This is a genomic window from Helicobacter sp. 11S02629-2, assembly GCF_002272875.1.
Taxonomy (GTDB): Bacteria; Campylobacterota; Campylobacteria; order Campylobacterales; family Helicobacteraceae; genus Helicobacter_I.
Window position 1 is genome coordinate 103,767 of the sequence record NZ_MLAN01000006.1, and the last position, 26,606, is coordinate 130,372.

At 35.1% G+C, this 26,606-nt stretch carries 22 protein-coding genes; 2 read left to right on the forward strand and 20 right to left on the reverse strand.

The annotated features are described in order from the left end of the window. Positions 1-5 precede the first annotated feature (5 nt). The 9 genes from BKH40_RS05295 to BKH40_RS05335 all read right to left on the reverse strand — a co-directional run bounded on the left by BKH40_RS05295 (position 6) and on the right by BKH40_RS05335 (position 12,197). Positions 6-3,062 (reverse strand): efflux RND transporter permease subunit, encoded by a 3,057-nt coding sequence (locus BKH40_RS05295; RefSeq protein ID WP_095277573.1) that lies wholly within the window; start codon positions 3,060-3,062, stop codon positions 6-8. Next, positions 3,062-4,150: an efflux RND transporter periplasmic adaptor subunit gene (locus BKH40_RS05300; RefSeq protein ID WP_143428457.1), complete on the reverse strand. Its 1,089-nt coding sequence runs from the start codon at positions 4,148-4,150 to the stop codon at positions 3,062-3,064. Before BKH40_RS05300 ends, BKH40_RS05295 begins: the two co-directional genes overlap by 1 nt. A 428-nt stretch (positions 4,151-4,578) precedes the next feature. Then, on the reverse strand, positions 4,579-5,874 hold the full coding sequence (locus BKH40_RS05305) for an AAA family ATPase (protein ID WP_095277575.1): 1,296 nt from the start codon (positions 5,872-5,874) through the stop codon (positions 4,579-4,581). 263 nt (positions 5,875-6,137) lie between these two features. Further along, positions 6,138-6,698: a flagellar FLiS export co-chaperone gene (locus BKH40_RS05310; protein WP_095277577.1), complete on the reverse strand. Its 561-nt coding sequence runs from the start codon at positions 6,696-6,698 to the stop codon at positions 6,138-6,140. A 73-nt stretch (positions 6,699-6,771) separates the two neighbouring features. Beyond that, entirely contained in the window at positions 6,772-7,500 is a 729-nt protein-coding gene (locus BKH40_RS05315; protein WP_095277579.1) for a hypothetical protein, read from the reverse strand. Then, a complete protein-coding gene (locus BKH40_RS05320; RefSeq protein ID WP_095277580.1) occupies positions 7,497-9,002 on the reverse strand; it encodes an ATPase, T2SS/T4P/T4SS family in 1,506 nt (501 codons plus the stop codon). The genes BKH40_RS05315 and BKH40_RS05320 overlap by 4 nt, the downstream gene beginning before the upstream one ends. 2 nt (positions 9,003-9,004) lie before the next feature. Beyond that, complete coding sequence (gene thyX, locus BKH40_RS05325) at positions 9,005-9,643, reverse strand: FAD-dependent thymidylate synthase (RefSeq protein WP_095277582.1); 639 nt, start codon at positions 9,641-9,643, stop codon at positions 9,005-9,007. A gap of 154 nt (positions 9,644-9,797) precedes the next feature. Continuing rightward, positions 9,798-11,405, reverse strand: coding sequence for an ATP-binding cassette domain-containing protein (locus BKH40_RS05330; RefSeq protein WP_095277584.1), 1,608 nt, complete (start codon positions 11,403-11,405; stop codon positions 9,798-9,800). Between the two features lie 66 nt (positions 11,406-11,471). Then, positions 11,472-12,197: a pirin family protein gene (locus BKH40_RS05335; protein ID WP_095277585.1), complete on the reverse strand. Its 726-nt coding sequence runs from the start codon at positions 12,195-12,197 to the stop codon at positions 11,472-11,474. A 579-nt stretch (positions 12,198-12,776) separates the two neighbouring features. Between BKH40_RS05335 and nrfH the strand changes: the two genes are divergently transcribed. Both nrfH and BKH40_RS05345 read left to right on the forward strand, forming a co-directional pair. After that, on the forward strand, positions 12,777-13,226 hold the full coding sequence (gene nrfH / locus BKH40_RS05340; protein WP_257842524.1) for a cytochrome c nitrite reductase small subunit: 450 nt from the start codon (positions 12,777-12,779) through the stop codon (positions 13,224-13,226). Between the two features lie 51 nt (positions 13,227-13,277). Continuing rightward, positions 13,278-15,134, forward strand: coding sequence for an ammonia-forming cytochrome c nitrite reductase subunit c552 (locus BKH40_RS05345; RefSeq protein WP_095277587.1), 1,857 nt, complete (start codon positions 13,278-13,280; stop codon positions 15,132-15,134). A gap of 154 nt (positions 15,135-15,288) precedes the next feature. Here the strand turns inward: BKH40_RS05345 and BKH40_RS05350 are convergent, their stop codons facing one another. The 11 genes from BKH40_RS05350 to BKH40_RS05400 are packed head-to-tail and all read right to left on the reverse strand — an operon-like array spanning position 15,289 to position 26,453. Then, positions 15,289-16,593, reverse strand: coding sequence for a glycosyltransferase family 2 protein (locus BKH40_RS05350; protein ID WP_095277589.1), 1,305 nt, complete (start codon positions 16,591-16,593; stop codon positions 15,289-15,291). 33 nt (positions 16,594-16,626) lie between these two features. Then, positions 16,627-17,580, reverse strand: a complete 954-nt coding sequence (locus tag BKH40_RS05355; protein ID WP_095277591.1) for a glycosyltransferase family A protein — start codon at positions 17,578-17,580, stop codon at positions 16,627-16,629. Beyond that, a complete protein-coding gene (locus BKH40_RS05360) occupies positions 17,577-18,530 on the reverse strand; it encodes a glycosyltransferase family 2 protein (protein WP_095277593.1) in 954 nt (317 codons plus the stop codon). Before BKH40_RS05360 ends, BKH40_RS05355 begins: the two co-directional genes overlap by 4 nt. Continuing rightward, complete coding sequence (locus BKH40_RS05365; protein WP_257842525.1) at positions 18,521-19,369, reverse strand: NAD-dependent epimerase/dehydratase family protein; 849 nt, start codon at positions 19,367-19,369, stop codon at positions 18,521-18,523. The genes BKH40_RS05360 and BKH40_RS05365 overlap by 10 nt, the downstream gene beginning before the upstream one ends. Further along, complete coding sequence (locus tag BKH40_RS05370; protein WP_095277596.1) at positions 19,362-20,246, reverse strand: transketolase C-terminal domain-containing protein; 885 nt, start codon at positions 20,244-20,246, stop codon at positions 19,362-19,364. The genes BKH40_RS05365 and BKH40_RS05370 overlap by 8 nt, the downstream gene beginning before the upstream one ends. After that, positions 20,246-21,037: a transketolase gene (locus BKH40_RS05375; RefSeq protein WP_095277598.1), complete on the reverse strand. Its 792-nt coding sequence runs from the start codon at positions 21,035-21,037 to the stop codon at positions 20,246-20,248. The genes BKH40_RS05370 and BKH40_RS05375 overlap by 1 nt, the downstream gene beginning before the upstream one ends. Beyond that, entirely contained in the window at positions 21,015-22,376 is a 1,362-nt protein-coding gene (gene rfbH, locus BKH40_RS05380; RefSeq protein WP_095277600.1) for a lipopolysaccharide biosynthesis protein RfbH, read from the reverse strand. Before rfbH ends, BKH40_RS05375 begins: the two co-directional genes overlap by 23 nt. Then, complete coding sequence (gene rfbG, locus BKH40_RS05385; RefSeq protein WP_095277602.1) at positions 22,361-23,437, reverse strand: CDP-glucose 4,6-dehydratase; 1,077 nt, start codon at positions 23,435-23,437, stop codon at positions 22,361-22,363. Before rfbG ends, rfbH begins: the two co-directional genes overlap by 16 nt. Before the next feature lie 6 nt (positions 23,438-23,443). Beyond that, the gene (gene rfbF / locus BKH40_RS05390; RefSeq protein WP_095277604.1) at positions 23,444-24,223 is read right to left on the reverse strand and encodes a glucose-1-phosphate cytidylyltransferase; all 780 of its coding nucleotides are present in this window, start codon (positions 24,221-24,223) and stop codon (positions 23,444-23,446) included. Further along, positions 24,220-25,266: a glycosyltransferase family 2 protein gene (locus tag BKH40_RS05395; protein ID WP_095277606.1), complete on the reverse strand. Its 1,047-nt coding sequence runs from the start codon at positions 25,264-25,266 to the stop codon at positions 24,220-24,222. Before BKH40_RS05395 ends, rfbF begins: the two co-directional genes overlap by 4 nt. Continuing rightward, the gene (locus BKH40_RS05400; RefSeq protein WP_095277608.1) at positions 25,263-26,453 is read right to left on the reverse strand and encodes a hypothetical protein; all 1,191 of its coding nucleotides are present in this window, start codon (positions 26,451-26,453) and stop codon (positions 25,263-25,265) included. Before BKH40_RS05400 ends, BKH40_RS05395 begins: the two co-directional genes overlap by 4 nt. Positions 26,454-26,606: the final 153 nt, after the last annotated feature.

Below are 26,606 nucleotides of genomic sequence, written 5' to 3' on the forward strand. Positions count from 1 at the left end.
CCTCCTTATAGCTTTAGCTTTTTGGCAATTATCTTAAATGTCGGTGGAAGGATAAGTAAGGTTAGTATAGTTGAAGTGACTAGTCCACCAAGCACAACTATGGCTAGAGGCTTTTGTACTTCTGAGCCAACCCCATGAGATAAAAGCATAGGCACAAGTCCTAAGGCTGCTATAAAAGCAGTCATTAAAACTGGTCTTAAACGCCTTTTAGCTCCTATCTCCACGGCTTCATCTATAGTATGGTTTTGCCTTATAAGCTGGACAAAGTAGCCTACCATAACTAAGCCATTTAAGACTGCTATACCAAAGAGGGCTATAAAGCCTACGCTTGCAGGAACTGACATATACTCTCCTGATAAGAAAAGAGAGATAAGCCCGCCAGTTACCGCAAAAGGTATATTAAGCAAGATAAGAAGTGAAAGCGATATAGACCTAAATGTAAAAAATAAGATAAAAAATATCACTAGTATGCTTATAGGTATAACTGTAGCAAAGCGTGCATTAGCCCTTTGTTGATTCTCAAACTGACCGCCATAGGTTATAGAGTAGCCACTTGGAAGCTTTACTTCAGAATCTATTTTTTGCTTAACCTCATCTACAAAGCCACCAAGGTCTCTTCCAGCGACATTACTTCTTACAACGCTATATCTTTTACCACCTTCTCTTATGATACTTATAGGGCCATCTACTTCTGTTATATTGGCTATTGAAGTTATAGGCACTGCTATGTCGTTATCACTAGCTAACTCTAAGTTTTTAAGCTTAGCTATATCATAAGTTATGCTTTCATCTTGACGGATGATAACTGGAGTTCTTATAAAGCCAGAAGGTATATAGTCTACAAAGATTCCTTCAAGCGAGCTTTTCATAAACTTTGAAAACTCATCAGTTGATATACCAGCACGCGCCATAGCCTCTCTTGAAGGGGTTATATAAAGGTAGTTTACACCCTTATTTAAAGCAGTATAAACCTCACTACTTCCATGAACCTTTCTTAATATATCAGCAATTTGTGCACTAAGCTTATTAAGCTCATCTATATCAGCACCAAAGATCTTTATAGCTAAGTCTCCCCTAACCCCAGTTAGCATCTCACTTGTTCTCATCTCTATTGGTTGAGTGAAGATAAAACTTACGCCTTTCATGTCTTTTACTGCATCATTCATCTTTTCTAGTAGTTCTTTTTTAGTCTTAACCTTCCACTCTTTATGAGGCTTCATGGATATAAAGAGGTCAGTTTGGTTAAGCCCAGATATATCAAGCCCTAGCTCATCACTACCAGTTCTTCCAACTATCTCTTTTATCTCAGGTACTTTTTCCATTAAAAGCTTTTCTACTTTTAAGACTATCTCGCGAGACTGAGGAAGTGAGATAGAAGGCACAGTCTCTACAGTTAAGACAACCTCTCCTTCATCAAGGTTAGGCATGAAAGCCTTTCCGATGTAGGGAAAAAGTGAAAAAGAAAAGACTAAAAAGATAAGGGCTATGACTATAACTTTTTTAGGGTTGTTAAGACAAAACTTTAGACTTGGGTTATAGATATAGTTAAAAAAGCGTATCAAAAAAGTATCTTTATGAGGCTTTGCCTTTAAGATAAGAGAGCTTATAACTGGTATAACAGTAATAGATAGTATAAGAGATCCAATTAATGCAAAAACTATAGTAGCCCCAAGAGGTGAAAACATCTTACCTTCTAGCCCTTGGAGTGTAAGTATAGGTATAAAAAAGACTATTATTATAATTATCCCACTTACTACAGAGGTTGATATCTCTTTACACGACCTATAGATTGAGTGAAGTTTAGTAGAGTTTTGATCGTGACTTAACCTTTCAAAAGCGTTTTCCACCATAACAACTGCACTATCTACTAAGATTCCAACAGCTATGATTAACCCTCCTAAACTCATGAGGTTTGCCGTTATATCCGTAAAGTGCATAAGGATAAAAGCTACACTTAAAGCAAGAGGAAGTATGACACTAACTGCGACTGCAGCACGCAAGTCCCCTAAAAATAAAAACAGCAAGATGATGATTAAGACAATAGCTTCTATAAGCACTTTTATAACATTATCAACAGCCTTTTGAGTAAGGTCAGATCTGTTGTAGTAAGTAATTATCTTTACACCTTTTGGAAGTTGGGACTTTAACTCATCAAGCTTTTTTTCAACTGCAGTTATAGTGTTTTTAGAGTTAGCCCCTTTTAGTCCTAAGACTACAGCTTGTGCTGTTTCTTCATTGCCATCACGGGTTATAAACCCAAGACGTGTTAGGTGGTTTTGAGTAACTGTTGCGAAGTCTTTTATCCTAACATAGCCATGTTTGGTAGAGATAGCTATATTTTCTATATCATCCATACTTTTAGCAGCAGATTCTATCTTTACTATATAGCCCTCGCCTTTACGGTTTATGATACCAGCGCCATCGTTTTTAAGGTTGTCTTTTAAAGCACTTTCAAGCTCATTAATGGAGATTCCAAGTTTTGCCATATCATGAAAGTCTGGTATCACTACATAGGCTTTAGCATAGCCTCCAACAACACTTACATCAGCCACGCCTTTTATACTTCTAAGGGCTGGTTTTATAGTAAAGTCTAAAAGCTCTCTTTTTTCAGTTAGAGATATATCCCCTTCTATAGTAAACATATACATATCGCTTAGTGGAGTTACTATAGGGGCTAGTGATGCAGTAACACCTTCAGGGAGATTAGGCAATATGGAAGCAAGCTTTTCACTCACCATATTCCTTGCAAGATATATATTCATAGAATCTTCAAAGTCTAAAGTTATATCAGCAGTTGAGTACTTGCTAACACTTCTTAAAGACTTTTGTCCTTGAAGACCTAGCAAGTCAAGCTCTAGAGGGCGTATAACTCTGTTTTCTAGCTCTTCTGGGCTAGCACCGGGGTATTTAACAACTACTTTAACCTGAGTGCTGCTTACATCTGGATAGGCATCTATTGGGATATTTATAAAGTTATAAACTCCATATATAAAAAGCAAACAGGCGATTATTACTATGATTATGCGTTGTCTTAGTGAAAACTCTATGATTTTTGTAAGCATTATTCTCCTTCGCCTACGCCATTTAAGATACCTTTAAGTGTGACTAAAGATCCACTTGCTATAACAGTGCCTTTTTTTATCTGCGATGAAACCACAACAAAGGCGTTATCCCTCTCTTCTAAAACATTTACATTAATAGGTAAAAAGCCAGTTTTGGTCTTTTTAAAAACAAGATAGTCATCTCCATTTTTAATAACTGCATCAGTAGGTACCACGTAAGCATTACTTGGGATGATGCCAGATATATAAACTTCTATTATCTCTCCTACTTTGTAGTCACTTCCTTTAGAGTTTGTGATATTAGCTATGGCGTTTATACTGTTTGAGTTTTGATCTACTACTACAGAAACTGAGCCTACATAGCCTATAACATCTCCATTAGAACTCATAACCACATCACCCACACTTATATTATCTTTCATACTTAGTGGCACTCTTATAGTAGCTAGGAGTTTTTTTGAAGTTGAGATTCTAATAAAAGGACTAAAGGCTGGTATCTTTTGCCCTATGTAGTTTGGTGCCACACTTATAGTCCCACTTCCATTAGCCCTAACTATAAAGCCATACTGCCCGCGTGGGTTTTTTACATCTATACCAAAAAGATTAAGTGTATAAGTTATCTCATTTAGCTTTAATTGAAGCTCATTCATAGCAAGATGGCTTGCTTGTGCCTCCCTGTGGGATATAACTCCTTCTTTAAAAAGTGTTTCATCTTTTATGGCTATATCTTTTGCGACATTAAACTTAGAAAGGGTGTTTTGATACTCAAAAAAGAGGTTATTTAACTCATTAGAGCTAATCTCAGCTATCTTTTCACCCTTTTTAACTCTCTGACCTTCTTTTTTATAAATATTTACCACTATGACTTCAGAGCTAGTAGTCCTTGTATAGCCCTCTTTCCCATCAAAGTCTATAACCGCACTAAATGGTATACCCTTGCCAGTATAGTTTTTTTGTATAGCTGTTGTACTAAGCCCCATGTAGTCCATGTCTTTTGAGCTTAGCGTGATGGGTTTATAGGTTTGAGCGCTTAAACTTGCAACGCTTAGGGTGATAAGAAATGTAAGAAAACTTACCAATGCCTTCATATTTCATCCTTTTGCTTTTGTGTTACTTAGATGTCTAATAGCAATTTATCTTATAAAAGAGATGTGCTAGTTATTCTATCTTAGAATTATTATTTAACTTAGTTTACTGAGAAAATAAATACAATATTTATCATTTAGATTCTCATTTAACTAGTGAAAATTACTATTACTTTTATTAGATGTAATGGATGTAATGATTAATAAAATTTAACATTATATAGACAACACACAAATACCAAAGCTTCATTGCATACCCTCTAATAATCTTGTCTATCTTTGCTGCTTAAGTATTAAGAAAAAAGCTATCTTTTTAATCTAAGTAGGTAGTGATAGTTTTTACTTTTTTTATCCACCTCTTAACCCCTTGCTACCTTGCCTTTTGTTCCTTGCCAAAAAGCATCATATAGGAGAACTAATACAAACAGCCCTTAAAATAAAGAATCTATATTTAGATTCTCCCTGCACTCTTGTAAAAAGCCACCTACCCTACTATCATTTATGACATCTCTAATGCTTATATTACACATTAAGTGCATGTCTTCTTTTCTCCTAGTGCGACTTAAAGCGACATAAAGCTGACCATGGGCAAAAGCCCCCTTGTTTATATCAACTATGACCTTATCTAGCGTCTTTCCTTGTGCCTTATGTATGCTTAGTGCGTATCCAAGCTGGAGTGGAAACTGAGTGAACTTGCCTATCTCTTTTTCTTTTATAGTGCCACTTTCATCATCTAGCTCATAGCTATAGCTACTCCACTCTTCTCTTTTTACTTTGACACACTCACCACTTTGCAAAAGTCTAACAGTTATCTCATCTTCTTCTAGTCTTTCTACTAAGCCGGAAGTACCATTTATCCAAGTAGTGCCATTGTTTTTATTAAAAATTACTAAAGCGCCAACTTTTAAGGTTAAAACTTTAGGAGAAGGAGTGTTAGCACTTTGCTCAAAAGTCCCACTAGTCTTACAAAGATAGCTCTTACTAGGCGTGCTAAGCAAGGCTAGCCTTTTATTATTAACCTCATCTACTACTTTGTTATAAGGGGTTATAAGGAGGGCAGATTCTAAGATATTAGGATCTGTTATCTTGCAAGTATTAAAGTAGCTAACTGCAGAGTATAAGTCTTTGCCTTCCCTTATTTTTATAAGATTATCAAGTAAGCTTTCATCTTCTTGTCTATAGACCTTTGTTAGCTCTATAGTCCTAAAGTTTCCTTCTTTAAAAGCTTTAGAATCAAAAAAGTAAGCCCTTTTACTTCCATAAAACCGCTCACATATCTCATAAGTATTAGACTTGATAACTGGAGGTAGCTGGCAAAGATCACCTACTAAAAGCATCTGTATGCCACCAAAGGGCTTAGTGCTATTTCTTGCTTGCTTACATAAAAGATCTATGGCATCAAGCATATCAGCCCTTACCATAGATATCTCATCTATGACTATTAAGTCGATTTTTGCAAGTATATTTTTTAGTCTTCTTCTAGGGGTTTGTAAAATCTCCTCAAAGACAAAAAAGTCACTTAGTGGAAGCTTGAAAAAGGAGTGCAAACTAACACCATCTATATTTAATGCAGCAACTGCAGTGGGTGAAGTAAGGGCTATCCTCTTAGTGGAGTTAGCCTTTAAATGGTGGATAAAAGTAGACTTTCCACTGCCTGCTTGACCTTGCAAGAAGATGTTTTGTGAGGTGTAGATGACGTCATTAAAAAGCATCTCTAAATCTTGCATGTTAAAAGCCTTTAATAGAAGTGTTATCTTATAAGATTAATTTACCTTAGGGCAGTCTTGCTAAGTTGTTTTTGCATTTTTGTACTTGCAAGGCTTTGAAGTAAGCTAACAGCATAGCAGATATTAAAAATTTCTAATTTTTGGAATCTAAGCTTTTATGATCTAATATCTCAGCACTTTTTTCTCCGCCATGCATGATTTGCATGTTTATAAGACTTTAAGCTAACAGTTTTCCTAAAAAAAGAGGGGCTTAACCCCCTACCCTATCTACCTTGAAAGACTTTTAAGATATCAGCAGCACTCACCTCAGCTAGCTTTGCCTCACTAGATTCCATAGAATCTAACTCGCTTAAAGTTCTAATAGAGTTCATACACATACTTATCTCATCTTTTTTACTAGCTATGTAGGCATTTAGTGTTTTAAAGTTTTTAGATTCTAATAAAGGAAGTGGACTATCCATCTCAAAGCTTATCTCAACACCACTTAAAGAGGCATTCAAGTTAGCATCAAAAAGCTCTTTATCTACAAACCTAGCCCCAGCTATAAGCTCCCTTGCTTGGTTCATAAGTAGCGAACCAGTATTAGCAGTGTCTGCTTCAAAAGGCACTCTATCTTCAAAGCCAAACTCCATCTTTGAGACTAAAGTAGAAAGCTTATTAAGCTTAGATCTTAGAACTTGCAAGCAGCCTACTAGCTCATTTATCGCCTTCATGCCTTCTCCAAAGCGGTAGGTACTAACTTGAGAAGGAAGGGAATCTTTTAAGTTAGTGCCTGTATCTAGCCCATCTAAGTGCTTTTTTAAAGTCTGCAGCATCTTATCCATATTTAGCCTTTATCTTGAAATGTAGTCTTTTCAAGCAAAGAGCATGCCAAAGGGCTTAAAAAGCATATATTAACTAGAAGATATAAGAGTAGCCTATACTCCCTGAGTAGTCTAGGGCTGTAGTGCTTACGAAGCTGTTTTCAACTGGCAAGAGTTTGACTAAGACTTCGATTCTATGTTTGTAAGCTAGGGTAAAACTTATACCACCTTGTACTATGACGCCATTTCTAAAAAGTGTGACGTGGTTTTGAGTGTCTTTGTGATAAAGCGTTGCTAGTCCAAAGCCAGTTATAAGCCCCACATAGTAGCTATAAGCGTTATCTAACCTAAAGTCAGTAAAGAAGTCTAGCCCAAGGCTTGCAGAGACTGTGTAGCCTTCATGTATGGCGGCGTTATTTATAAAGGCTATGTTATGAAGGGCACCTTCAGCTTTTAGATAGCCTCTAACGCCTATGGCGTTGTTTAGGTAAGTTATCACCCCGCCATAGATTCCAAGTGCTATAGGATAGTTAGTATCTTTAGAGTTTACTGGCTGAAAAGGAAAAGTGCCAATTGACACTCCTATAAACTTCCCACTTCTTTTAACTATGCTAACACGTGCGTTTATAAACTCTGACTTTAAGTCAACTTCCTTAGAGCTATGTTGTAAGGGCACATAGTCTTTAGGGTTTATAACGAGATCATCATAAGAGTGAGTATCATCACCAAAATTTATATCATTGCCCCCCATGTTGCTTCCTTCTGCATGAAGCACAGTTTGAAGCAAGATAAAAAAAGGCAAGATAAAAAGAAGCTTTTTCATATAAGGCTTTCTCCTTTAGTGATGATGCCTTGAGCTAGCAACTCTTTAGCTTGGCTTTCAAGTGAAGCTATAGCATTAGCTTTAAAAAATGATTCTAAAGCGCTTAAGCTTTCCATAATGTAGTCTATCTCAGAGCTAAAAGGAAGGTACTCATTTATAAGCCTTCTTTGTCCAAGACCACTAAAGTAGCAAGACACACATCCTTCTCCCTCACACTCTAAGCACTTAGTCATAAGCAAGCGTTGGGATACAAAAAGACGTAAAGTAGCTTTTAATATATACTTTTTCGCACCAAGATTTCTAAGCCTTTGTATGGTGCTAAAAACTGAGCTTGAGTGGATACTTGCTAGCACAAGATGCCCACTTAAAGCTGCCCTCAAGGCTAGGGCAAGCGTTTCTTTATCTCTTATCTCACCTATCATTATCACATCTGGGTCTTGGCGAAGCACGTACTTTAAAGCCACCTCAAAGCCAAAGTTTTCTTTAACCTCACACTGAGAGATGTTAGCTATCTCTTTTTCTATAGGGTCTTCTATAGTGACTATCTTTTTAGTGCCTTTGTTTATGTACTCTAAACAAGTATAAAGTGTGGTTGTTTTACCACTACCTGTTGGCCCACTTATAAGTATAAGACCAGACTTTGCTTGCAGGCTATCTTTTAGCAACTCTATGAACTTAGCATCTAATCCTAAGTCTTTAAAACTAAAGTCCTTAGTTTTAAGGCTAGGTAGTCTTAAGACTATAGATTCTCCATTTTTTAAGGCGAGAAAAGAGCTTCTTGTATCTAAGGTTTTAGAATCTATCTCTATGCCAAAGTGCCCATCCATCGCATTAAAACGATTAGTTATATCAACATCACTTAATAACTTTAACTGCTTAGATATGCTTGTAAAGTTATTAACTCCTAGCTTTCTAATAAACTGCATAACTCCATCAAGTCTTATATAAAAGCTAGCCTCTTTAGCTTGCTTAACTAAGTGCACATCGCTTGCATTTAAAAGTGTGGCATAGCTTAAGATAGAAGTTATATCTACTTCTTTGCTTTCATACTTAAACTTCAAGGCTTTATTAATCTTTTGTAGCATATGGTGAGAACACACACAAAAGTCAATCTTATAGTCTTTAAACTTATCATTAATGCTTTGAGTTATGTTTAACTTATGAAAAGGGTTTATAAAGTTTGGCGCTATAAGCTTTAAGTGCTTTTGCTTAGGCAAGACTTCAACTACTATAGCCGGTAAAAACTCTTGAGGAAGTATTAAGACATTAACAAGGCGGATAGAATCTATATCTATATACTCTATCCCTTCTTCTTTTAAAACCTTAAAGATAAGCCCTTCACTTTCTAGGTTACTTTTTAAAAAGCATTCTAAGTCTATATCATCCCTGCCAAGCAGGCTAAGTATTAACTCTTTTTGCCCTTTTTCATCTAAGGCTTGTAAGTAAGGTGCTAGATTAGTGTAAGGATTAGTTTCAAAGATGGCTTTTAGGGCTTGGCTCATCTTTAGTTACTATCTTCACTCTTAGTATTTATATAGTCTACAAAAAGATACTTGTGGTCTTGCGGCAAGGCCTCAAAGATGCTTAAGGCAAGATTCCTTATCTCCCAAAGTGCATTTTTAGAGCTTCTTAACTCTAAGAAGTTTTGCAAACTTCTAGCATTTATACTCCACACTAAAGAAGTCTTATAGCACTCTGGCAAAGAGTACTTAACTACATCATTAGGAAGGCTAGCATCTAAAAGCTTTTTTATATTTTCTAGTGCGTTTAAGCTTGCTTTATCTATATCAGGGTTAGAGGTTAAAACTATGTACTTGCTAGCCCTTTCTAGTCCATCTTTGGAATCCAAAAAGCTTGTCTCTTTCCTAAGCTCTTTTAGTGTATAGCGAGTAGACTTTACGCTTAAGCTTGCCATCCTATGTCTTGCTAGCTCTTGTAAGCAAGCCCTGCTTATACCTTCAATGTTAAAGTTATAAACTAGATGCTCTAAAGTAGACTTGTGCTTATTAATATTGCCTACTCTATAGATTAGTGCTTTATCTGCCTCACCACCATTATCGCTTTTAGCGTGACTATCCCAACATGTTCTTATAGCAAGAGAACAAACACTTAATGGTGTGTGATGAAGCAAGGTAATTTCCATGCAAGTCCTTTGAGTATCAAAAAGAAATATCTAATATATTGTAACGATTTTCTAACAAAGGTGCTATAAAAAGCACTTAATAAAGTTAGTTTTAAAATAGTTACTTAAGATAGAATCACCCCCCAAACTTAATTGAGGTGAATACATACACATATCATCTATCACCTTTAGATTCTAAGTACTCTTCATAAGTCCCTTTAAAATCTATAACTTTTACGCCCTCATCTGTAGGCACAAGCTCTATGATGCGGTTTGCATAAGCATCTATTAACTCTCTATCATGGCTTACACATATCACATTACCACTAAACTTATAAAGCCCTTCACCTAAAGCGATGATAGCTTCTAAGTCAAGATGGTTAGTTGGCTCATCTAGTACTAAAAAGTTCCCGCCTGCAAGCATGAGTTGAGAAAGCACCATACGGTGTTTTTCACCTCCACTAAGTTGGCTTACTTTTTTTTCTTGCTCAGCCCCGCTAAAAAGCATGCGTCCTAGTGCACTTCTTATCTCATTAGAATCCATTTTCTTATCAAAGCTTCTTAGCCACTCATATAAAGTCTCTTCACTTTTTATGCTCTCACTTACGTTTTGTGGAAAGTAGCCTTTTTCTATAGTCGCTCCCCACTTAACGCTTCCACTTTTTGGCTTTAAGTCTTCAACTAGCAGTCTACAAAGTGTAGTTTTACCAACACCATTTGGGCCAATGATGGCCACTTTTTCACCGGGTAAAAACTTTAAGCTTAGATTTTCTATAAGCTTAGAATCGTTATAGCTAAAAGTAAGGTTTTCACACTCTAAGGCTTCATTACCTATGCTTCGTTTTGGCTTAAAAACTATGCTTGGATCACGCCTGCTTGAAATCTTAACTGCTTCTATATTTAACTTATCAAGTTGCTTTTGCCTTGAAGTTGCCTGCTTAGCCTTAGAAGCATTAGCGCTAAATCTCGCTATAAAGCTTTCTAATTCTTCTTTTTCTTTTAGCTTTTTATTACGCTCAGCATCTTGCTGCTTTGCTATCAGGGTAGATTCCATATACCAGTCATCATAGTTACCACTAAACTCCCTAACATTACCAAAGTCCATATCTAAGATGTTTGTACAGACTTGATTTAAAAAGTGCCTATCATGACTTATAACTATCATAGTGCCTTCGTGGCGTTTTAAGTGCTCTTCAAGCCAGTTGATAGAAGGAAGATCAAGGTTGTTAGTTGGCTCATCTAAAAGCAAAATCTCAGGCTTATAAAAAAGCACTTGTGCTAAGAGAATCTTAAACTTTTCACTGCTTGTTATAGAACTCATCAAATCATCTTGCTTTGAAGCTGGGAAGCCTAAGTCTTCTAGTATCTTTTCTATAACAACATCAACTTCATACATCGGGTCTTCTTCAGCGTAAATCATCTCTAACTCTGCTAAGCGATTATTAACCTTATCATCACTTAAGTCTCCAGTTGCATAAAGCTTTTCTTTTTCTTTCATGCACTCATAAAGCCTCTTATTACCTATCAAAACAGCATCTTTAAGGCTTAAGTCTTCATAGGCGTACTGATCTTGTTTTAGCACGCCTAAACGAAGGCCATTATTTATAACTATATCGCCGCTACTTGCTTCTAGCTCTTTTGAAAGGATTTTTAAAAATGTAGACTTACCAGCACCATTAGCCCCAATAAGGCCATATCTTTTGCCAGAATCTAACTTTATATTGACATTTTCAAAAAGCTTTTTTGTGGCAAAACGCATCGATAGATTGATAGTTTGTAGCATTAACTTCCTTATAGTAGTTGTAGTTTTAAATTATCTAATTATATTACTCTAACTTATGGATATCTCTTAAAGTGCATCTTCTATAAAGTTGACATTTGCCATCTCTATAAACAAAAAGTGAGTATCGCTTAAAGCCTTAAAGTTTAAACTTACTTCATCTAGTATCTTTACTGAATCATATTTACTTACTTCCATGTCATTAATCCTAAGATCACCATCTATTACTGCTAAGTAAACTTGACGATTAGCCTCTAGTGCAAAACTAAGACTAGTGCCCTCTTCTAGCAGGCTTGCATAGATGTTTGCATCTTGGTTTATCTTAACTTCTGCTTTGCCTTTTATTGGAGAGACTATATGCTTTATGGTGTTTAAAAAGTCTTCTTTTTGATACTTAAAAGAGCCATAGTTTGGAGTTAGATTCTTAGCATTTGGATAGATCCAGATTTGAAGGAATCTTAAGGGCAGTTTTTTATTTTCATTAAACTCTGAATGAGTTATACCAGTACCTGCACTCATGTACTGGACATTATGCATGCTTAATGTTTCGGCATTACCCATAGAATCTTTATGTGTTAATTCCCCTTCTACTACATAGCTTACTATCTCCATATCTTTATGAGGGTGGGTAGGAAAGCCACTACTTGGCAATACTATGTCGTCATTTAACACACGCAATACTCCAAAGTGTATATTTCTTGGATTAAAGTACTCAGCAAAAGAAAAGTGAAAGCGACTTGTAAGCCAGCCATGACTTGCAACAAACATCACATCTTTATCTATCTTTTCTAACATATTTTTACCTTTGATTGTATGGGGATGTAGTTATTAGAGATTATATCTCTTTAAGTGTTTAAGCTTGATTTATAAAAGCAAGCAAGCGACTTTAAAGAGGTAAAAATAGCTTAAAACTAAGCTTGCCATAAAGGCTTTTAAAAGGCTCTTACTAGTTTTAACTTTTTTAGATTTTATAAATCTATAAAGTCTAAACCTACATAGCCACTCACTGCTAATGCATACCACTATCAAAATCATTTTTGTAAATTAATAGTTAAAAACCAAGCAAAACTTCTAAATATCAACTAATCTTTACATAATCTTGACTTTTATCTAATATTTCTGCCCAAAAAGTATTATAATCATTTAATTTCTATTTACTTTTATAAAGCTCGTAAAAGGATAGAGATTAATAATCTACACAAAAACTTATCCAAAGAAAGGAAGACTAAAAGCACAGATATTAAGAAAGGTTAAGCAGTTACAAAACAAAGGGGGAAGATAAGAGTGTCACAAGAAAAAGACAAAAACAATCAAAAAGAAGAAGAAAGCAAAGCAGAAAAAAGCTTGTATACAAGCTCTAAGTGGCTACCTACCATAGTGGTTATAGCCCTAGTAGTTATCATACTTCAAGGAAGCTATACCTTTTATAACGCTAAAGGTTTTAGCTATCTAAGTAGTGATTCTAAAGCTTGTAATAACTGCCATGTTATGAATGACGTCTATAGCGACTGGCTAAAAAGCCCTCACGCAAAGCATGCTCAGTGTATAGACTGTCACTTACCTCATGGCTTTATAAGTAAGTGGCTAGCAAAAGCAGAGAGTGGAGTGGGTCACGCCTATGAGTTTACTTTTAATGACCACTTACCGCCTAATCTTGATGCAAGTCCTAAAACTAAAAAGATAGTACAAGCTAACTGTATAGCCTGCCACTTACCTTATGCAAGTAATGCAGTAAATCCTACTTTAAAAAACCACCCTCATGGAGAAAATGCCCTTAATTGCGTATCTTGCCACGTGGGCATGGGGCATAAGAGAGGATTTTAAACATGCAAGATTTACAAAACAAGCAAGCAAAACAAAACTAAAGGAGAGAAAATGGAACAAAGAAAGTCAAAAAGTAAAAAGTGGATATGGTGGATAGTTTTAATCATCATCATAATCCTAATAATCGCCATAGCGTGGTTTAACCACAGCATTAATAGCAAAAAAGAAGAAGCAGCCGCTAAGCTAAAAGCTCAAACTAGTATTACTTCAACAGTTAGCCTTAGTGATGATGACCCACGTTTTACAACTTGGGGCAAGCTCTTCCCTAGCTATCTTGATATGTATCTAAGTGTGACTAAAAAGCCATCAAACTATACAGACTTTGGAGGTAATGTAAGCTATAGCAAACTTATAAGATTCCCTCAACTTACTCAAATCTGGGCAGGCTATGCCTTTGCGGTTGACTTTAATGAAGAAAGGGGTCACTACTACGCACAAATCGATCAGATGGAAACAGGGCGCAACCGCAAAGACTTATTAAACTCTCATGGCTTAAAAGGCTTTGGCGGTCAACCAGCAGCTTGTATGCACTGCCATAGTGGCTGGATGCCTTGGCTTTATAAAAATGTAGCAAAAAGCGATTTAACTACATTTAGCTCAACTGATTACTGGACTATGATAAAAAATGTCCCTGTTATGAAAGACCAAAGTGCAGAGACCCACATAAGCCCGCATGGTGGTACTAAGATGGGGCTTACATGCTCAGATTGTCATAATCCAAATGATATGGGCTTACGAATAACAAGACCAGCTGCTATAAAAGGCTATATGGCTAGAGGCTATGAAGCTGATAAAGACTATGGTATAAAAGCTACAAGGGCTGAGATGAGAACTATGGTCTGTACTCAGTGCCATGTTGAGTACTACTTTAAACCAGTTGGACATAAAGTCGCAGTTATGGGCGAAAGCATAGCAAAAGATGGCAAGTCAAAATGGTGGAATGGCACTCAAAAAACAGTAGATGAGATAGATACTTGGAGAGATGGTAACCACGCTACTACCAAAGAAGTAAATGGCATAGAGCTAACCTACCCTTGGACTTTTTGGCCAAAAGGTAAGCCTTTTAGGATAGAGATGCTAGATAAGTACTATGCAAGCGTAAGAGATATCTTCCCAGCAGACTTTACTCACGCCCTTACAAAAGCACCGATCTTAAAGATGCAACATCCTGAGGCTGAGATGTATAGCGGAAGCGTACACGCGGCTAATGGCGTAAGCTGTGCAGACTGCCACATGCCTTATATAAGACAAGGGGCCTCTAAAGTTAGCCAGCATAATGTAACTTCACCACTAGATGATATAAACGCTTCTTGTAAAGCTTGTCATACTCAAAGTGTAGAGTACTTAAAAGGTCAAGTTAAACGCATACAAACTTCTATAGCCCATGACCAAAGAGCTGCAGAATATGCACTAGTTAGCTTTATACACGATGTAAGAGATGTTAGAAACAGCCTTGCTAAACTCCCAGAGTTCCAAACTGAAGGTAAGGCAGATGACAAAAAGATTAATGGCGTCTTAAAAGAGGTTTTAGAGCTTCATAGACTATCTTCTATGAGAGTTGACTTTACTGCTTCAGAAAACTCAAGTGGATTCCACAACCCTGAAGAGGCTGCTAGAATCTTACTTCAAAGCATAGATCAATCTAGACTTGGTCAAGCAAAACTAGCAGTAATCGCTGCTAAGTACCATATCGCTTACTCTCCTAGAAGCTATACTTTTGAAGATATACAAAAGCTAAATCCGGGAGTTTTAAAACTAGTTGATGATATGTATGGCGGCAAAAAAGGAGATAGATTCCATCACGATAAAGCGATAAATAATCCTCCAGAAGCCAAACTTTTAGAGCTTGACAAAGAAACTAATCCTTATGAGTATGAAAAACTCGATGGAAATGTAGAAGTTAAGTAGGGCAAATAAAATGACTATCACTGACTAATCCTTAATTCGCAAAGAGGGGGCAAGTAAGGATTTTGCATAAAACCACTTTTGCAAAACAAACTTAAGGCTAAAAATATAAAGTATTTTTATGCTACATACTTTTAGTCTTTTTTAATTTAGCCTTTTAAAGATTCCTTATTTTACTATAGTGCTCTACAAGCCCAGCATAGTATTGTTGGTGCAGAACATATGTTGAGTAGGGCACTAGTTTTTTATATCTTAGCCTAGAAACTAGTTTGTAAAATTCATCTGAAACATACTTCTTTTCATATAGTAGTTTTAGATTTTCATACATACCATTATAAGATGACCCAGAGACAAATTGCTCAAAACGGCCAACCTCATTACATAAAACTACTACTTCCACATCAGCAATACTTTGTAAACACTCTAGCTTTTTTGGTCCCTCTTTTTTGTGCCTTCTGCCACGCAGTAAGCTAATAACAATCTCTGGTAACAACAGTTTTGGTATAAAACGACAATAAAATAAAGGCTCATTAAACCAATATCTAAAATATTTAAAAATATATTTAATATTAGTCAAAAGCCCTTTTGAGCGCTTATATGAGATATTCTTAATATAGTCTTTTAGCATATGTTTACTATATACTTTAAATACTTTAGGGTCATATCCTAACTCATTGGCAAAACTATAAATCCATATATTATTAAAGTAAATTCTTGGGCCATCAGTATTGTTAAGCCAAGCTTGAGTATCGACTGTAGCAACTATAATTGGGTATTTATCAGCAAAGATATAGCAGTTTTGCCATCTTTTGGCTATATATAACACCATATAGATATGTATCCAGTCTTTTTTATAAAACTGTTTTAGATTTGGAATCTTTTCATGGCACTCTTTTTTAAAAACTATATTTGACACTAACCAGATTCTATCTTCTACGTCTATCATAAAGCTATCACAGTCATTCTTGTAGAATTTATCTTTAATGACAAATTTAGTATTTATATGCTTTCTAGAAACAATCTGCCCATAGTGCTTAACTCTCAGATAGTAGTTTGATAAAACAACCAAAGAAAGATCAGGATACTCTTTTAAGACTGCACATAAACGTTTTAGTCCCTTAAAAGAATAGTAATCATCATCACCAAGTATATGTATAAACTTACCTTTTGCTAAAGCACAGCATAAGTCCACATTTCTATCATATCCAACATTGCTTTTATTACGCGAGTAGATTATCAAGTCTTTGTGCTTTTTGATATAAGCATTCATTATATTAGGAGTATCATCTGTTGAACAGTTATCAGACACTATGATCTCAACACAGTTTAGCTTCTCTTCTTCTATTTGTTTTATTATCGTATCGATATTTTTTTCTATGGACTTTGCACCATTGTAAGTAGGTATACATATAGACAAAAGCTTAGAATCTCGAATTATATTTTTTGAAAACTCTTCTTGCATAATATCTACCTAGTGGTCTTAAAAAAAATCTGTTTATGCATTTTTTGAGAAACCAGTTTTGAAATACACAAAAGGTGAACTTTGATAGGACATTTGTTTTTGTCTGACTGGACCCAAAAGTCCCCCCCCCCCCCCGTTAGCTATTAATATATGTGAAAACTCTTGCCACTTAAGAAAACGCTCTAACATGCTCCATTTATAAAGAAAATAAGCAAAACTCCACAAAGACATCTCTATTAATAAGCCATGCTTAGGATTTAGTTCTTTTATCTTTTTTATGATGTTTATTATTTCAAAGGGAAATGGGCCTGTTGTAAGATTGTTGGAATCGTTTGCATCACTTTGCCTCCATCTCACACAAACTCCAATTATAAGTGCAACCGCCCCAAGTTTACTAAGCTCCATCATGAAGACTATGTCATGAAGCTTTCCATATAGCTCTGGATGATAAGTTACTTTTTTGTAAAATTCTGTTTTGTAGATATTACAAGCAAAAGTTGGACGAGATATAAGCAATTGAAGCGATATACCCATATCTCTAGGATATATATAATAGTCTTTATGCAGTAAATCCCAATTATCATTATTGGCATTCCAAAGTGCTTGATGCATTCCAGAACACATAACCAAGCTTGGAGTATCCATAAAAATATTTATAGCTGCTTCAACATATTCTGGATGGATAACATCATCATCATGAAAGACTGCAGTATAAACATTAGAGGCTAGCTCTTGGGAGTATTTGAAGTTTCCGGGATTTCCTAGGTTGGTCTTATTAGTTATAGTTTGGATATTGCGATTGGGGTATTTAAGCTTAATATCTCTTATGACATCTAAAGTATTATCCGTGCTAGCATTATTTAAGATTTTTATACTAAATCCATTAGCAGTTTGCATGCATAAACTCTCAAGCATAACTTTTAAATACTCTGCTCTATTATAAGTAAGCACAAACACATCAAGCATACTGTAGTCTATAGCTTTCATGAAACTCCTTTTTTAGATCTGAAAAGCATTTTGGTGTAAAACCACTTTTTGTTATAGAGAAATCTTGCATAACTAAGCATGGTTACTATATTTTTTAAAAAGCTAATTGGATGGATAAATGCCGCTTCTGATAAATGTATGTGCATCAAAAATACATTTTTATAAAACTCTATATGTTTCTTGGTATATCCATATTTTCTTGCATAGGCAAAAGTTTTTATATTATTAAGATAAATTCTTGGGCCATCTTCATCGTTCAACCAAGTTTGAACTTGAAGGCGGACTGCTAAGATTGGTAAAGTATCTGTAAAATAAAAGATTTTTGGGTTTTGTGAGGCTGCATACAATGCTATGCTTACTTGTACCCAGTCTCTTATATCTGGGATATTTTTGTCTACATCTTTTATAAGTTCTCTTCTAACAACTATATCAGACATGCACCATAGCCTATAGCTAGCTATTTTAATAAAGTCTCCTAGGTCTTCTATCTCTATATTTTTATCCCACAAACCCTCAGTGTTGCTTCTATTTTGATATGTTTTTGATTGATTCAAATACCAGTTGTTAGAAAGGATTAAAACTGAGTAGTTGGAATCTTGCTTTATAACTGATATCAATCTTTCTAGACCTCCTTCTAGATAGAAGTCATCATCCCCCATAAAATGAATATATTTACCCCTTGCTAACTCACAGCACTTAAGTATGTTGCCATTAAATAAGATATTGTGCTTATTGCGGTTATAGTGGATTATGTCTGGATATTTTGTAGCATAGTGACTTACAATCTCTTTAGTAGAATCTGTAGAGCAGTTATCACTTATAAGTATTTCTATATCGTGGCAAAAGCCATTTTTTATTATCTGATCTATAAGTATGTTTAGGTTATGGCTTATGTATTTGCTTCCATTATAAGTTGGTATGCAAATCGACAAAAGAGGTATTACTTGCATCTAAGCACCTCCTCATAAAACTCCTTCATGCCATCTTCATAAGTTGTAAATCTAAAGTCTTTTATTAACTCTAAAAGCTTTGAATTATCCCCTGTATACTGCTTATTTAATCTAGTATTTTTTATAACTACCTCTAACTTATGATTTGAAAAATTATTAACAATCAGAGCTAATTTTGCAATTTCTATACTTTCAGTTGGAGTTACATTTATAAACTTTTCCTTTGTTGGATGCTTTATCAAATAATCTACTATCTTACAAAAGTCTTTTATCCAGATAAAGTCAAATACTACATTTTGTTCCAAGATGATGGGTTTCTTTGCTATGTAGCTATTAATTACATAGCTTGTAAGACGTGAGATATCTTCTCTTACCCCATAAACTCCAAATACTCTTAGATTCAGTATATTTTCAAGCTTTTCAATTTTTTTTGAGATTAGATACTTTGAGTAGCCATATGCATCCTTTGGCACATACTTTCCAAACTCATCTTCTTTTATCTTGCAAAGCTCCCTTGACTTATCATACTCTGCACCAGAACCAAAAACCATCATTGGTCTTTTTTCATTTACAAAATATGCTAGATTGTCAAACATTTCTACATTAGGCTTAGCGATATCTTCTAAAGTGTCATTTGCCATATTTCTAACCCCAAGTGCAGCGCTATGGATGATTAGCTCTATTTTGTATCTGTCTAAGTAGTCTTTTATTAAAGATCTATCTAGCAGATTTAGCTCTTTTTTGCTTGGTGTAAAAAGCTTATAAGACTTACTTAAACGATGTTTTAGATGTGAGCCTATAAAACCATTAGCCCCAGTTAAAAGTACACTCTTAGTCATTTTCAAAATACAGCCCATACTGCTTTTTTATGTACTTTTGGGAGCCTATGTGATGAGTAAAAACATCAGGAATACCAAGCCTTTTAAACTTTATATGCTTTTTACTTTCAGCCACTACCTCAGCTACAGCACTACCTAGACCTCCTATGATGCTGTGTTCTTCTAAAGTATGTATCTCAACACCATCGCCTATAAGTTTTTCTAAACACTCTTTATCAAGTGGCTTTATAGTGTGCATACTTATAAAGTAAGGACATCTGCCTTCTTTTTCAAGTTTTCTGCAGTAATAATAAGCATCAGGAAGCATGTTGCTTGTAGATATAACTGCTATATCTTTACCTTTTTCTATAATGGAAGCTTTTCCAATAGTCACTTCACCATGATTAAAAACTCCTCTATTATGCTTGCCTATTCTTATATACATAGGTGAAGGTGTGTTTATAGACTTGGTTATTATATGCTTTGCTTCATTATTATCTCCTGGTGCACAAACTATCATATTTGGAATACAGCGCATTAAAGCTATATCTTCTATGGCGTGATGAGTTGCTCCTGCAAATCCATACGTAAAACCAGCTCCTATGCCAACTAACTTTACATTAGTTTCCATATAAGCAACATCTAGCTTTACTTGCTCAAACGCACGTCCACTTAAAAAAGGGCTTATTGTATATACATAGGGCTTTTTACCCATAAGTGCAAGTCCAGATGCTAAAGATACTGCATTTTGCTCAGCTATACCACAGTTTAATGCCCTATCTGGAAAGGCTTCAAAAAATGGCTCTAACACAGAAAAACCCATATCTGAAGTTATCAAAACTACATCTTTATCAATGTCTGCTATATTCATTAATGAATCTATAAAAGTTTTTCTCATCAGTATCTACCTTCTATCTCTTTAAGTGCAATATTTAGTTGCTCATCATTAGGAGACTTGTAATGCCATTCACATCTATCTTCCATAAAAGATACACCCTTTCCTTTTATAGTGTGTGCGACTATGGCAAGAGGTTTGTTAGAAGTTTTAAGTAGTATTTTCTTTAGAGTATTTATATCGTGCCCATCAACACTGTAAGTATCAAATCCAAAAGCTGCCATTCTTTCTTCTAGATTGAATTGATTGATTATTTCATTAGTTGTGCCAAAGCCTTGCAATTTATTAAAGTCAACTATCAAAGTAAGATTATTGAGATGATTAGTTGAAGCAAACATTAAAGCTTCCCATATAGAACCCTCATTACACTCACCATCACCACATATAACATAAACCCTTCCTTGATTGCCATCTAGTTTTTTAGCTAGTGCCATACCAGCACCAACTCCTAGTCCATGACCAAGTGAACCTGAAGATATTTCAAAAAATGGTGACTTTGCTTTATCTATATGGCAAGGAAGCATCCCCCCATCAACCGCATAGCTTTCTATATCTTTTTTTGTTATAAAACCTTTATGATACAAAACCGAATAAAGTGCCGCACTAGCGTGTCCTTTGCTAAGGATTACTATATCCCTATCGTTACTATTAATGCTCTTTTTGATTATATTGATCACTTCGAAGTAAAGTGTATATAATATATCAACTACACTTAGTGCAGATCCCACATGAGACACATTTGCATCATGAGTCATTTGAAGGATAGTTTGTCTAATTTCTTTTAGTTTTTGCATCAACAAACTTCCTTATAGTGCTAGCCATCTTTGTTATCTCTACGTCTCCTAGGGCTTGAAAGGTTCCGATCCAAAAAGTACTATCCATGATAAAATCAGTGTTTGGTAAAAGTTCATAGTGAGAGCTATTTAACTCTTGTGAGTTTATGAGTTTAGAATCTCCTATCCTAAAGTTCACATCATCATAAACTATCATAGGCTGACGTAAAATATTGCCGGCAAAAAGCTCTCTTGTTCCTATTTTGTTATATTCTAGATAGCTTACTAGTTCTTGCTTCGTAAATGGGGCAGTTTTTTTAATAGATATGGCATATCCAAACCAAGATGGATTCACGCCTTCAGCAACCTTTGGCAATATTAAGTAGTCTTGTAAATCACAAAGTAGTTTTGTTAAAAGCTCTGCATTTTTTCTTCTAGAATTTAAAAAGCTTTCTAACCTATCAATCTGTGCACACCCAAGTGCAGCTTGCCAGTCAGTTATTTTCAAGTTATAGCCAATATGTGAGTAAGTATACTTGTGATCATAACCATAGGGTAAGTTACCAAGCTGCTGACTAAATCTTTTACCACAAACTCCATCCCTTGCAGGTGGACATATACAGTCCCTCCCCCAGTCTCTAAAAGACATAATAAGCTTATGCAGTTTAGAGTCATTAGTAACTACAGCCCCTCCTTCTCCCATAGTTATATGATGTGCTGGATAAAAGCTAAAAGTCCCTATATGACCTACAGAACCTAGTTTCTTGCCCTTAAACTCGCCTCCTAGTGCATCACAGCTGTCTTCTATAACCCACAAATTATATTTATTAGCTATGTGCATAACCTTATCCAAATCATAGCTATTGCCAAGAGTGTGTGCCAAAAAAATAGCTTTAGTTTTAGGAGATATAGCCTCTTCTATCTTGTGCGCATCAATATTGTAAGTTCCAAGCTCGCAATCTACAAAAACAGGAACTAAGCCATATTGAAATATGGGGTTTATAGTAGTTGGAAAAGTAGCAGCAACAGATATAACTTCATCACCTTTATTAAGCCTTCTTTCTCCTAATGTGTAAGATGTTAATGCACTAAGTGCTAATAAATTAGCACTTGAACCTGAGTTAGTAGAAATAGCATACTTTACATCTAGGTATCTAGCAAACTTAGATTCAAAAGTTTTATTAAATCTTCCTGCTGTTAAATGCATATCAAGTGATGCATCTATCATGTTTAAGAGTTCCTCTTCACCTAATAGCTTTCCTGATGGTGGGATATACTCTAAAACCTTTTTATGTCCATGAACTTTTTTATAATATTCTCTAACATAGACTTTTACCTGATTCCTTAGTTTTTCTTCCAACTTATATCCTTTTCATAGTCTTTAATTTGCTGTATAGTAAATTCATATAAATCCGCAGTCCTTTCATAAAAGTGTCTATACCACCTAATAGTTTTATCAATAGCCTTCAAAGCATCATAGGTTGGAATCCAACCTAACACATCGCGTGCTTTTTGTATATCCAACATTAAAAGATTGGCCTCATGCAATGAATCCTTTTTGTAAACCACCAACTCGCCCTTTCCATAACATCTAACAACCTCTTTTGCCACATCCAAAACTTTTAAAACACTGCTTTCATCTGGTCCGAAGTTAAAACCCTGTGCGTATTTTTTGCCCTCACTTAAAAGCTTAGCTCCAAGCAACAAATAGCCAGAAAGTGGTTCTAAGACATGCTGCCAAGGGCGGATTGCTGCTGGATTCCTAATCTCTATCTTGCAGTTTTTGTTAATGGCTTTTATGCAATCTGGTATAAGCCTATCACTAGCCCAGTCTCCACCACCTATAACATTACCCGCTCTTGCAGTAGCCATAGCATAGGTATCATCTCCTTGCAAAAATGAACGCCTAAAAGATGCAGACATAAGCTCAACACAACCCTTAGATGAAGAATACATATCATGCCCACCCATGGCATCATCTTCTTTGTATCCAATAGCCATCTCTTTATTTTCATAGCATTTATCAGTGGTAATATTTACAAAAGAGCGGACACTTTTAACTTTGCTAGCAGACATCAAGACATTTAATGTCCCAATGACATTTGTTTCATAAGTTAGTATGGGTTCAAGATAAGAAAGACGCACTAGTGGTTGTGCAGCTAGATGAAAAACTACTTCTGGTTGAAAGTCTTGCATGCAGTCTAAAAATGTTTTTATATCCAATATGTCTGCAATAATAGATCTATCTATTCTCATTTTTATATTTAGTATTTCAAACATAGATGGGTTAGTCTCTGGAGCCAAAGAATAGCCACATACCTTAGCACCCATATGAGTTAGCCAAAGTGCTAACCAACTACCTTTAAACCCAGTATGCCCAGTTATAAAAACTTTTTTACCCTTATATATATCACTAAGCATAATATCTCACAGCCATTTAGCCCATGGAGCTTTAGATGTTTTCCAAAATCCATTTAAATCATTTTTACCCTTAAGTGTATCCATGGCATACCAAAAACCATTATGTTTATAGGAATTTAACATCTTATCTTTTGCTAGATTCATCAAAGGTTCTTGCTCAAATATAACATCATCCCGGCCATCATCAATGTAGTCAAAAACTTGAGATTCGCATACCATAAACCCGCCATTTATCCACTGCCCATCACCTTGAGGCTTCTCTTTAAAAGTATGGACTAAACCATCTTTATCAATATCTAAAGCACCAAACTTACCGCTAGGCTGTACAGCACTTAAAGTTAAAAACTTACCAGTTTTTTTATGCCTATCTAACAAAGTATTTAGATCTATATCACTTAGCCCATCTCCATAGGTAAGCATAAAAGTCTCATCCCCTATATAATGTTGGGCTTTCTTGATTCTAGAACCAGTCATGGTCTCTTCTCCAGTGTATAGCATAGTAACTTTCCATGGCTCATGGCGAGACTGATGTAACTTGACTGAATTAATATCCATATCAACTGTAATATCTGAATATCTTGTGTAGTAGTTTATAAAGTAGTCTTTTATGATATGAGATTTATATCCAGTTAGGATTATAAAGTCATCAAATCCATAATAGGCATAGTATTTCATAATATGCCAAAGTATTGGCTTTCCACCTATTTCAACCATAGGCTTTGGCACAAGTCTAGTTTCTTCTGCTAGTCTTGTCCCTAGCCCACCAGCTAATATTACAACTTTCATAAATAAACTCCTTTTTTAGTTTGATAAACACTAAATAAATCCCTTACAAAGTAAGATAAAAACATAATCTTGTATGTAATTTTTAATTGATGTCCTTTTGGCAAAACTACTTCTTCTTTGTAGATAAAAAGAATCCTATAAAGCGAGTAAGATAAAACTAGATTAAGCAAGAACTTAATCTTTCCTCCAAGTGGAAGCAATGAAAAAATGCATAGTATGTTATAAGTTCTAAGTCTTAGTGGATGCTTGCTTCTTAAGAAAAACACCTTGGCTGAGTTAAGCCTTGAAAGAAATCTGTTGTGGGAGATAACATAATTTCTTATTTTTTTATCTTTTATCATATAAAGCGAATTAGCATAGCCAGTTATCCAATCCATATCTTTTTGTAATGGATGGATATCTAGTTGGTTATAGCCTCTTGTGTATATGTTGTTACCATCTTCATCCCTATTATCACCTATGTTTACAATCGCCTGTTTTATAATACATATTGATTTATGTTCATTGAGTAATTTGGCTGAGAGTGCAAGATGTGGGAACATATTTGCTATATTGAAAGTCATATTGCCCATAACGGTATCATCAATATTAGATCTTTTATAAATCACACCGGGTAAAAATGAAGTCTGCAAAAAAAGTTGAGCTACATCATAACTTGGATGTTCATAAGTGGCAACCACTACTCCATCTCTAGCCTGCTTTATAGCCTCTTCCACTTCACGCCAAGAACACCAATCATAACTATCATTATCTGCTAAGACCCAAACATAATCTTTACTGGCTTTATAAAAGGCTTTTACTATGTTGGCATTAGCACCTATGTTGTAATGATTTTTTATATAGATAAGATTAGTATGCTTAGACTGAAAGTTTTTTATAAGTTGTGAAGTACTATCCGTAGAGTTGTTATCAATAATTGTTATTGAAAAGTTTTTTACTGGTGAGTTTTTTTCTAAAAGTTGCTCTAAGGTGCTCTTTAATTTTTTGCAACGGTTATAGGTGATAATAAATATATCTAGTAAGTTTTTTACATCACATATCATATGCTAGCCTTTTTCGCCAAGGCTGTATCTACAATATTTGATATAAGTTTTTTTGTGCTTACAGCTGACATATCTATCTCAGTTATAAAACTTTGCCTAACAAATGGAAATGCCTTTAAAGAAAACCCATTTAAGACATGCTTAGAATCTACTTTTTGTAACCATCCTCTATTTTTAAGGTTTGTACAAAGAGAGAAAAGTGGGACATTAGACTGCGTTAAAGATTCTACAAGTCCACTCCTTAGGCTTACTATGCTTTTAGCCTTCCTGCTTAATAAAATAGCTTCACTAAAGGTTAAAGAGCAGGTTTTATATATACATCCTTTAAGCATTTTTTTTGTTTTAGAATCCATTAAGTTGACAAAAATATCTATGCCTTTAGCTTGGAGTGCTTCAATGAGTGCTTGCCAAAAGCTAGACTCTATGCTCACACAAGAATCTGCCTCTGGCGTCATAAAAACAAAGTTGTTCAGATTTAGGCTTATCTTAGAGACTTTGGTTAGTAAACTTTTTTCATGTGCATCACAAATATTTAGCGGAGTAAATGTAAGCTTTAAACTAGCAATTCCTAAGTGTTTTAAAATCTCACAAAGACAATGGATATTTTTACCATCCCTTAGCATACTTTCAAATCTTATATAGTACCTATCTTCAAGTATGGTAAAGATTCTATATCTATCAGTCTGCTTCACAAGGATACTAGGCACTTTTGCATATGGTATAAAAACATAGGGCAAACTTGGATGGATAGCCTCTAATAAATCTATGTGATATCTCTTAGTGAGTATAAAAAGTATATCTTTACAGTTATATCTCTCTATGAAAGCTTCTAATACATATGTTAAAAATATATAAGCCTCACCAGAGTTGGAGTGCAAAACCACAATGTCGCTATAGTCTTTTATATCTTTGCCACTTTCTTTTGCATAAATATTATAAGTATGCAACATAGAACTATCATAAGCAGAATCAAAGTTAGTTGTTTTTATTAACTTTCCAATTAAGTAAAGTCTATAAGAGGTGGCATTTATGACTTGTTTTAGAACTAAAAAGCTACAAAATCTTAAAGTTTTTATTATCTCTTGTTCATCAGAGACTACAGTCCACCTTAAAATAAGATTATTAAAAAATGGCTTAGCGATACGTTTTGAAAACTTTAAAGCTCTATGGATGACAATCTTCATCATAGATCATCACCCATCTTATACTTAATATCTAGCCTAGCATCCCTTTTTACATTGAGTGCATAAGCACACTTTAAACCACTAGGTTTAGTGTCATTAACTAAGATTCTTTCTCCTACTGGAAGAGAGTGAAGCAAGTAGTCATATCTTATGTTA

Bases quoted from the DNA above. Each gene is read 5' to 3' on its own strand.
- BKH40_RS05295 (WP_095277573.1), bottom strand. From the start codon at position 3,062: ATGCTTACAAAAATCATAGAGTTTTCACTAAGACAACGCATAATCATA.
- BKH40_RS05300 (WP_143428457.1), bottom strand. From the start codon at position 4,150: ATGAAGGCATTGGTAAGTTTTCTTACATTTCTTATCACCCTAAGCGTT.
- BKH40_RS05305 (WP_095277575.1), bottom strand. From the start codon at position 5,874: ATGCAAGATTTAGAGATGCTTTTTAATGACGTCATCTACACCTCACAA.
- BKH40_RS05310 (WP_095277577.1), bottom strand. From the start codon at position 6,698: ATGGATAAGATGCTGCAGACTTTAAAAAAGCACTTAGATGGGCTAGAT.
- BKH40_RS05315 (WP_095277579.1), bottom strand. From the start codon at position 7,500: ATGAAAAAGCTTCTTTTTATCTTGCCTTTTTTTATCTTGCTTCAAACT.
- BKH40_RS05320 (WP_095277580.1), bottom strand. From the start codon at position 9,002: ATGAGCCAAGCCCTAAAAGCCATCTTTGAAACTAATCCTTACACTAAT.
- thyX (WP_095277582.1), bottom strand. From the start codon at position 9,643: ATGGAAATTACCTTGCTTCATCACACACCATTAAGTGTTTGTTCTCTT.
- BKH40_RS05330 (WP_095277584.1), bottom strand. From the start codon at position 11,405: ATGCTACAAACTATCAATCTATCGATGCGTTTTGCCACAAAAAAGCTT.
- BKH40_RS05335 (WP_095277585.1), bottom strand. From the start codon at position 12,197: ATGTTAGAAAAGATAGATAAAGATGTGATGTTTGTTGCAAGTCATGGC.
- BKH40_RS05345 (WP_095277587.1), top strand. From the start codon at position 13,278: ATGGAACAAAGAAAGTCAAAAAGTAAAAAGTGGATATGGTGGATAGTT.
- BKH40_RS05350 (WP_095277589.1), bottom strand. From the start codon at position 16,593: ATGCAAGAAGAGTTTTCAAAAAATATAATTCGAGATTCTAAGCTTTTG.
- BKH40_RS05355 (WP_095277591.1), bottom strand. From the start codon at position 17,580: ATGAAAGCTATAGACTACAGTATGCTTGATGTGTTTGTGCTTACTTAT.
- BKH40_RS05360 (WP_095277593.1), bottom strand. From the start codon at position 18,530: ATGCAAGTAATACCTCTTTTGTCGATTTGCATACCAACTTATAATGGA.
- BKH40_RS05365 (WP_257842525.1), bottom strand. From the start codon at position 19,369: ATGACTAAGAGTGTACTTTTAACTGGGGCTAATGGTTTTATAGGCTCA.
- BKH40_RS05370 (WP_095277596.1), bottom strand. From the start codon at position 20,246: ATGAGAAAAACTTTTATAGATTCATTAATGAATATAGCAGACATTGAT.
- BKH40_RS05375 (WP_095277598.1), bottom strand. From the start codon at position 21,037: ATGCAAAAACTAAAAGAAATTAGACAAACTATCCTTCAAATGACTCAT.
- rfbG (WP_095277602.1), bottom strand. From the start codon at position 23,437: ATGCTTAGTGATATATATAAGGGTAAAAAAGTTTTTATAACTGGGCAT.
- rfbF (WP_095277604.1), bottom strand. From the start codon at position 24,223: ATGAAAGTTGTAATATTAGCTGGTGGGCTAGGGACAAGACTAGCAGAA.
- BKH40_RS05395 (WP_095277606.1), bottom strand. From the start codon at position 25,266: ATGATATGTGATGTAAAAAACTTACTAGATATATTTATTATCACCTAT.
- BKH40_RS05400 (WP_095277608.1), bottom strand. From the start codon at position 26,453: ATGATGAAGATTGTCATCCATAGAGCTTTAAAGTTTTCAAAACGTATC.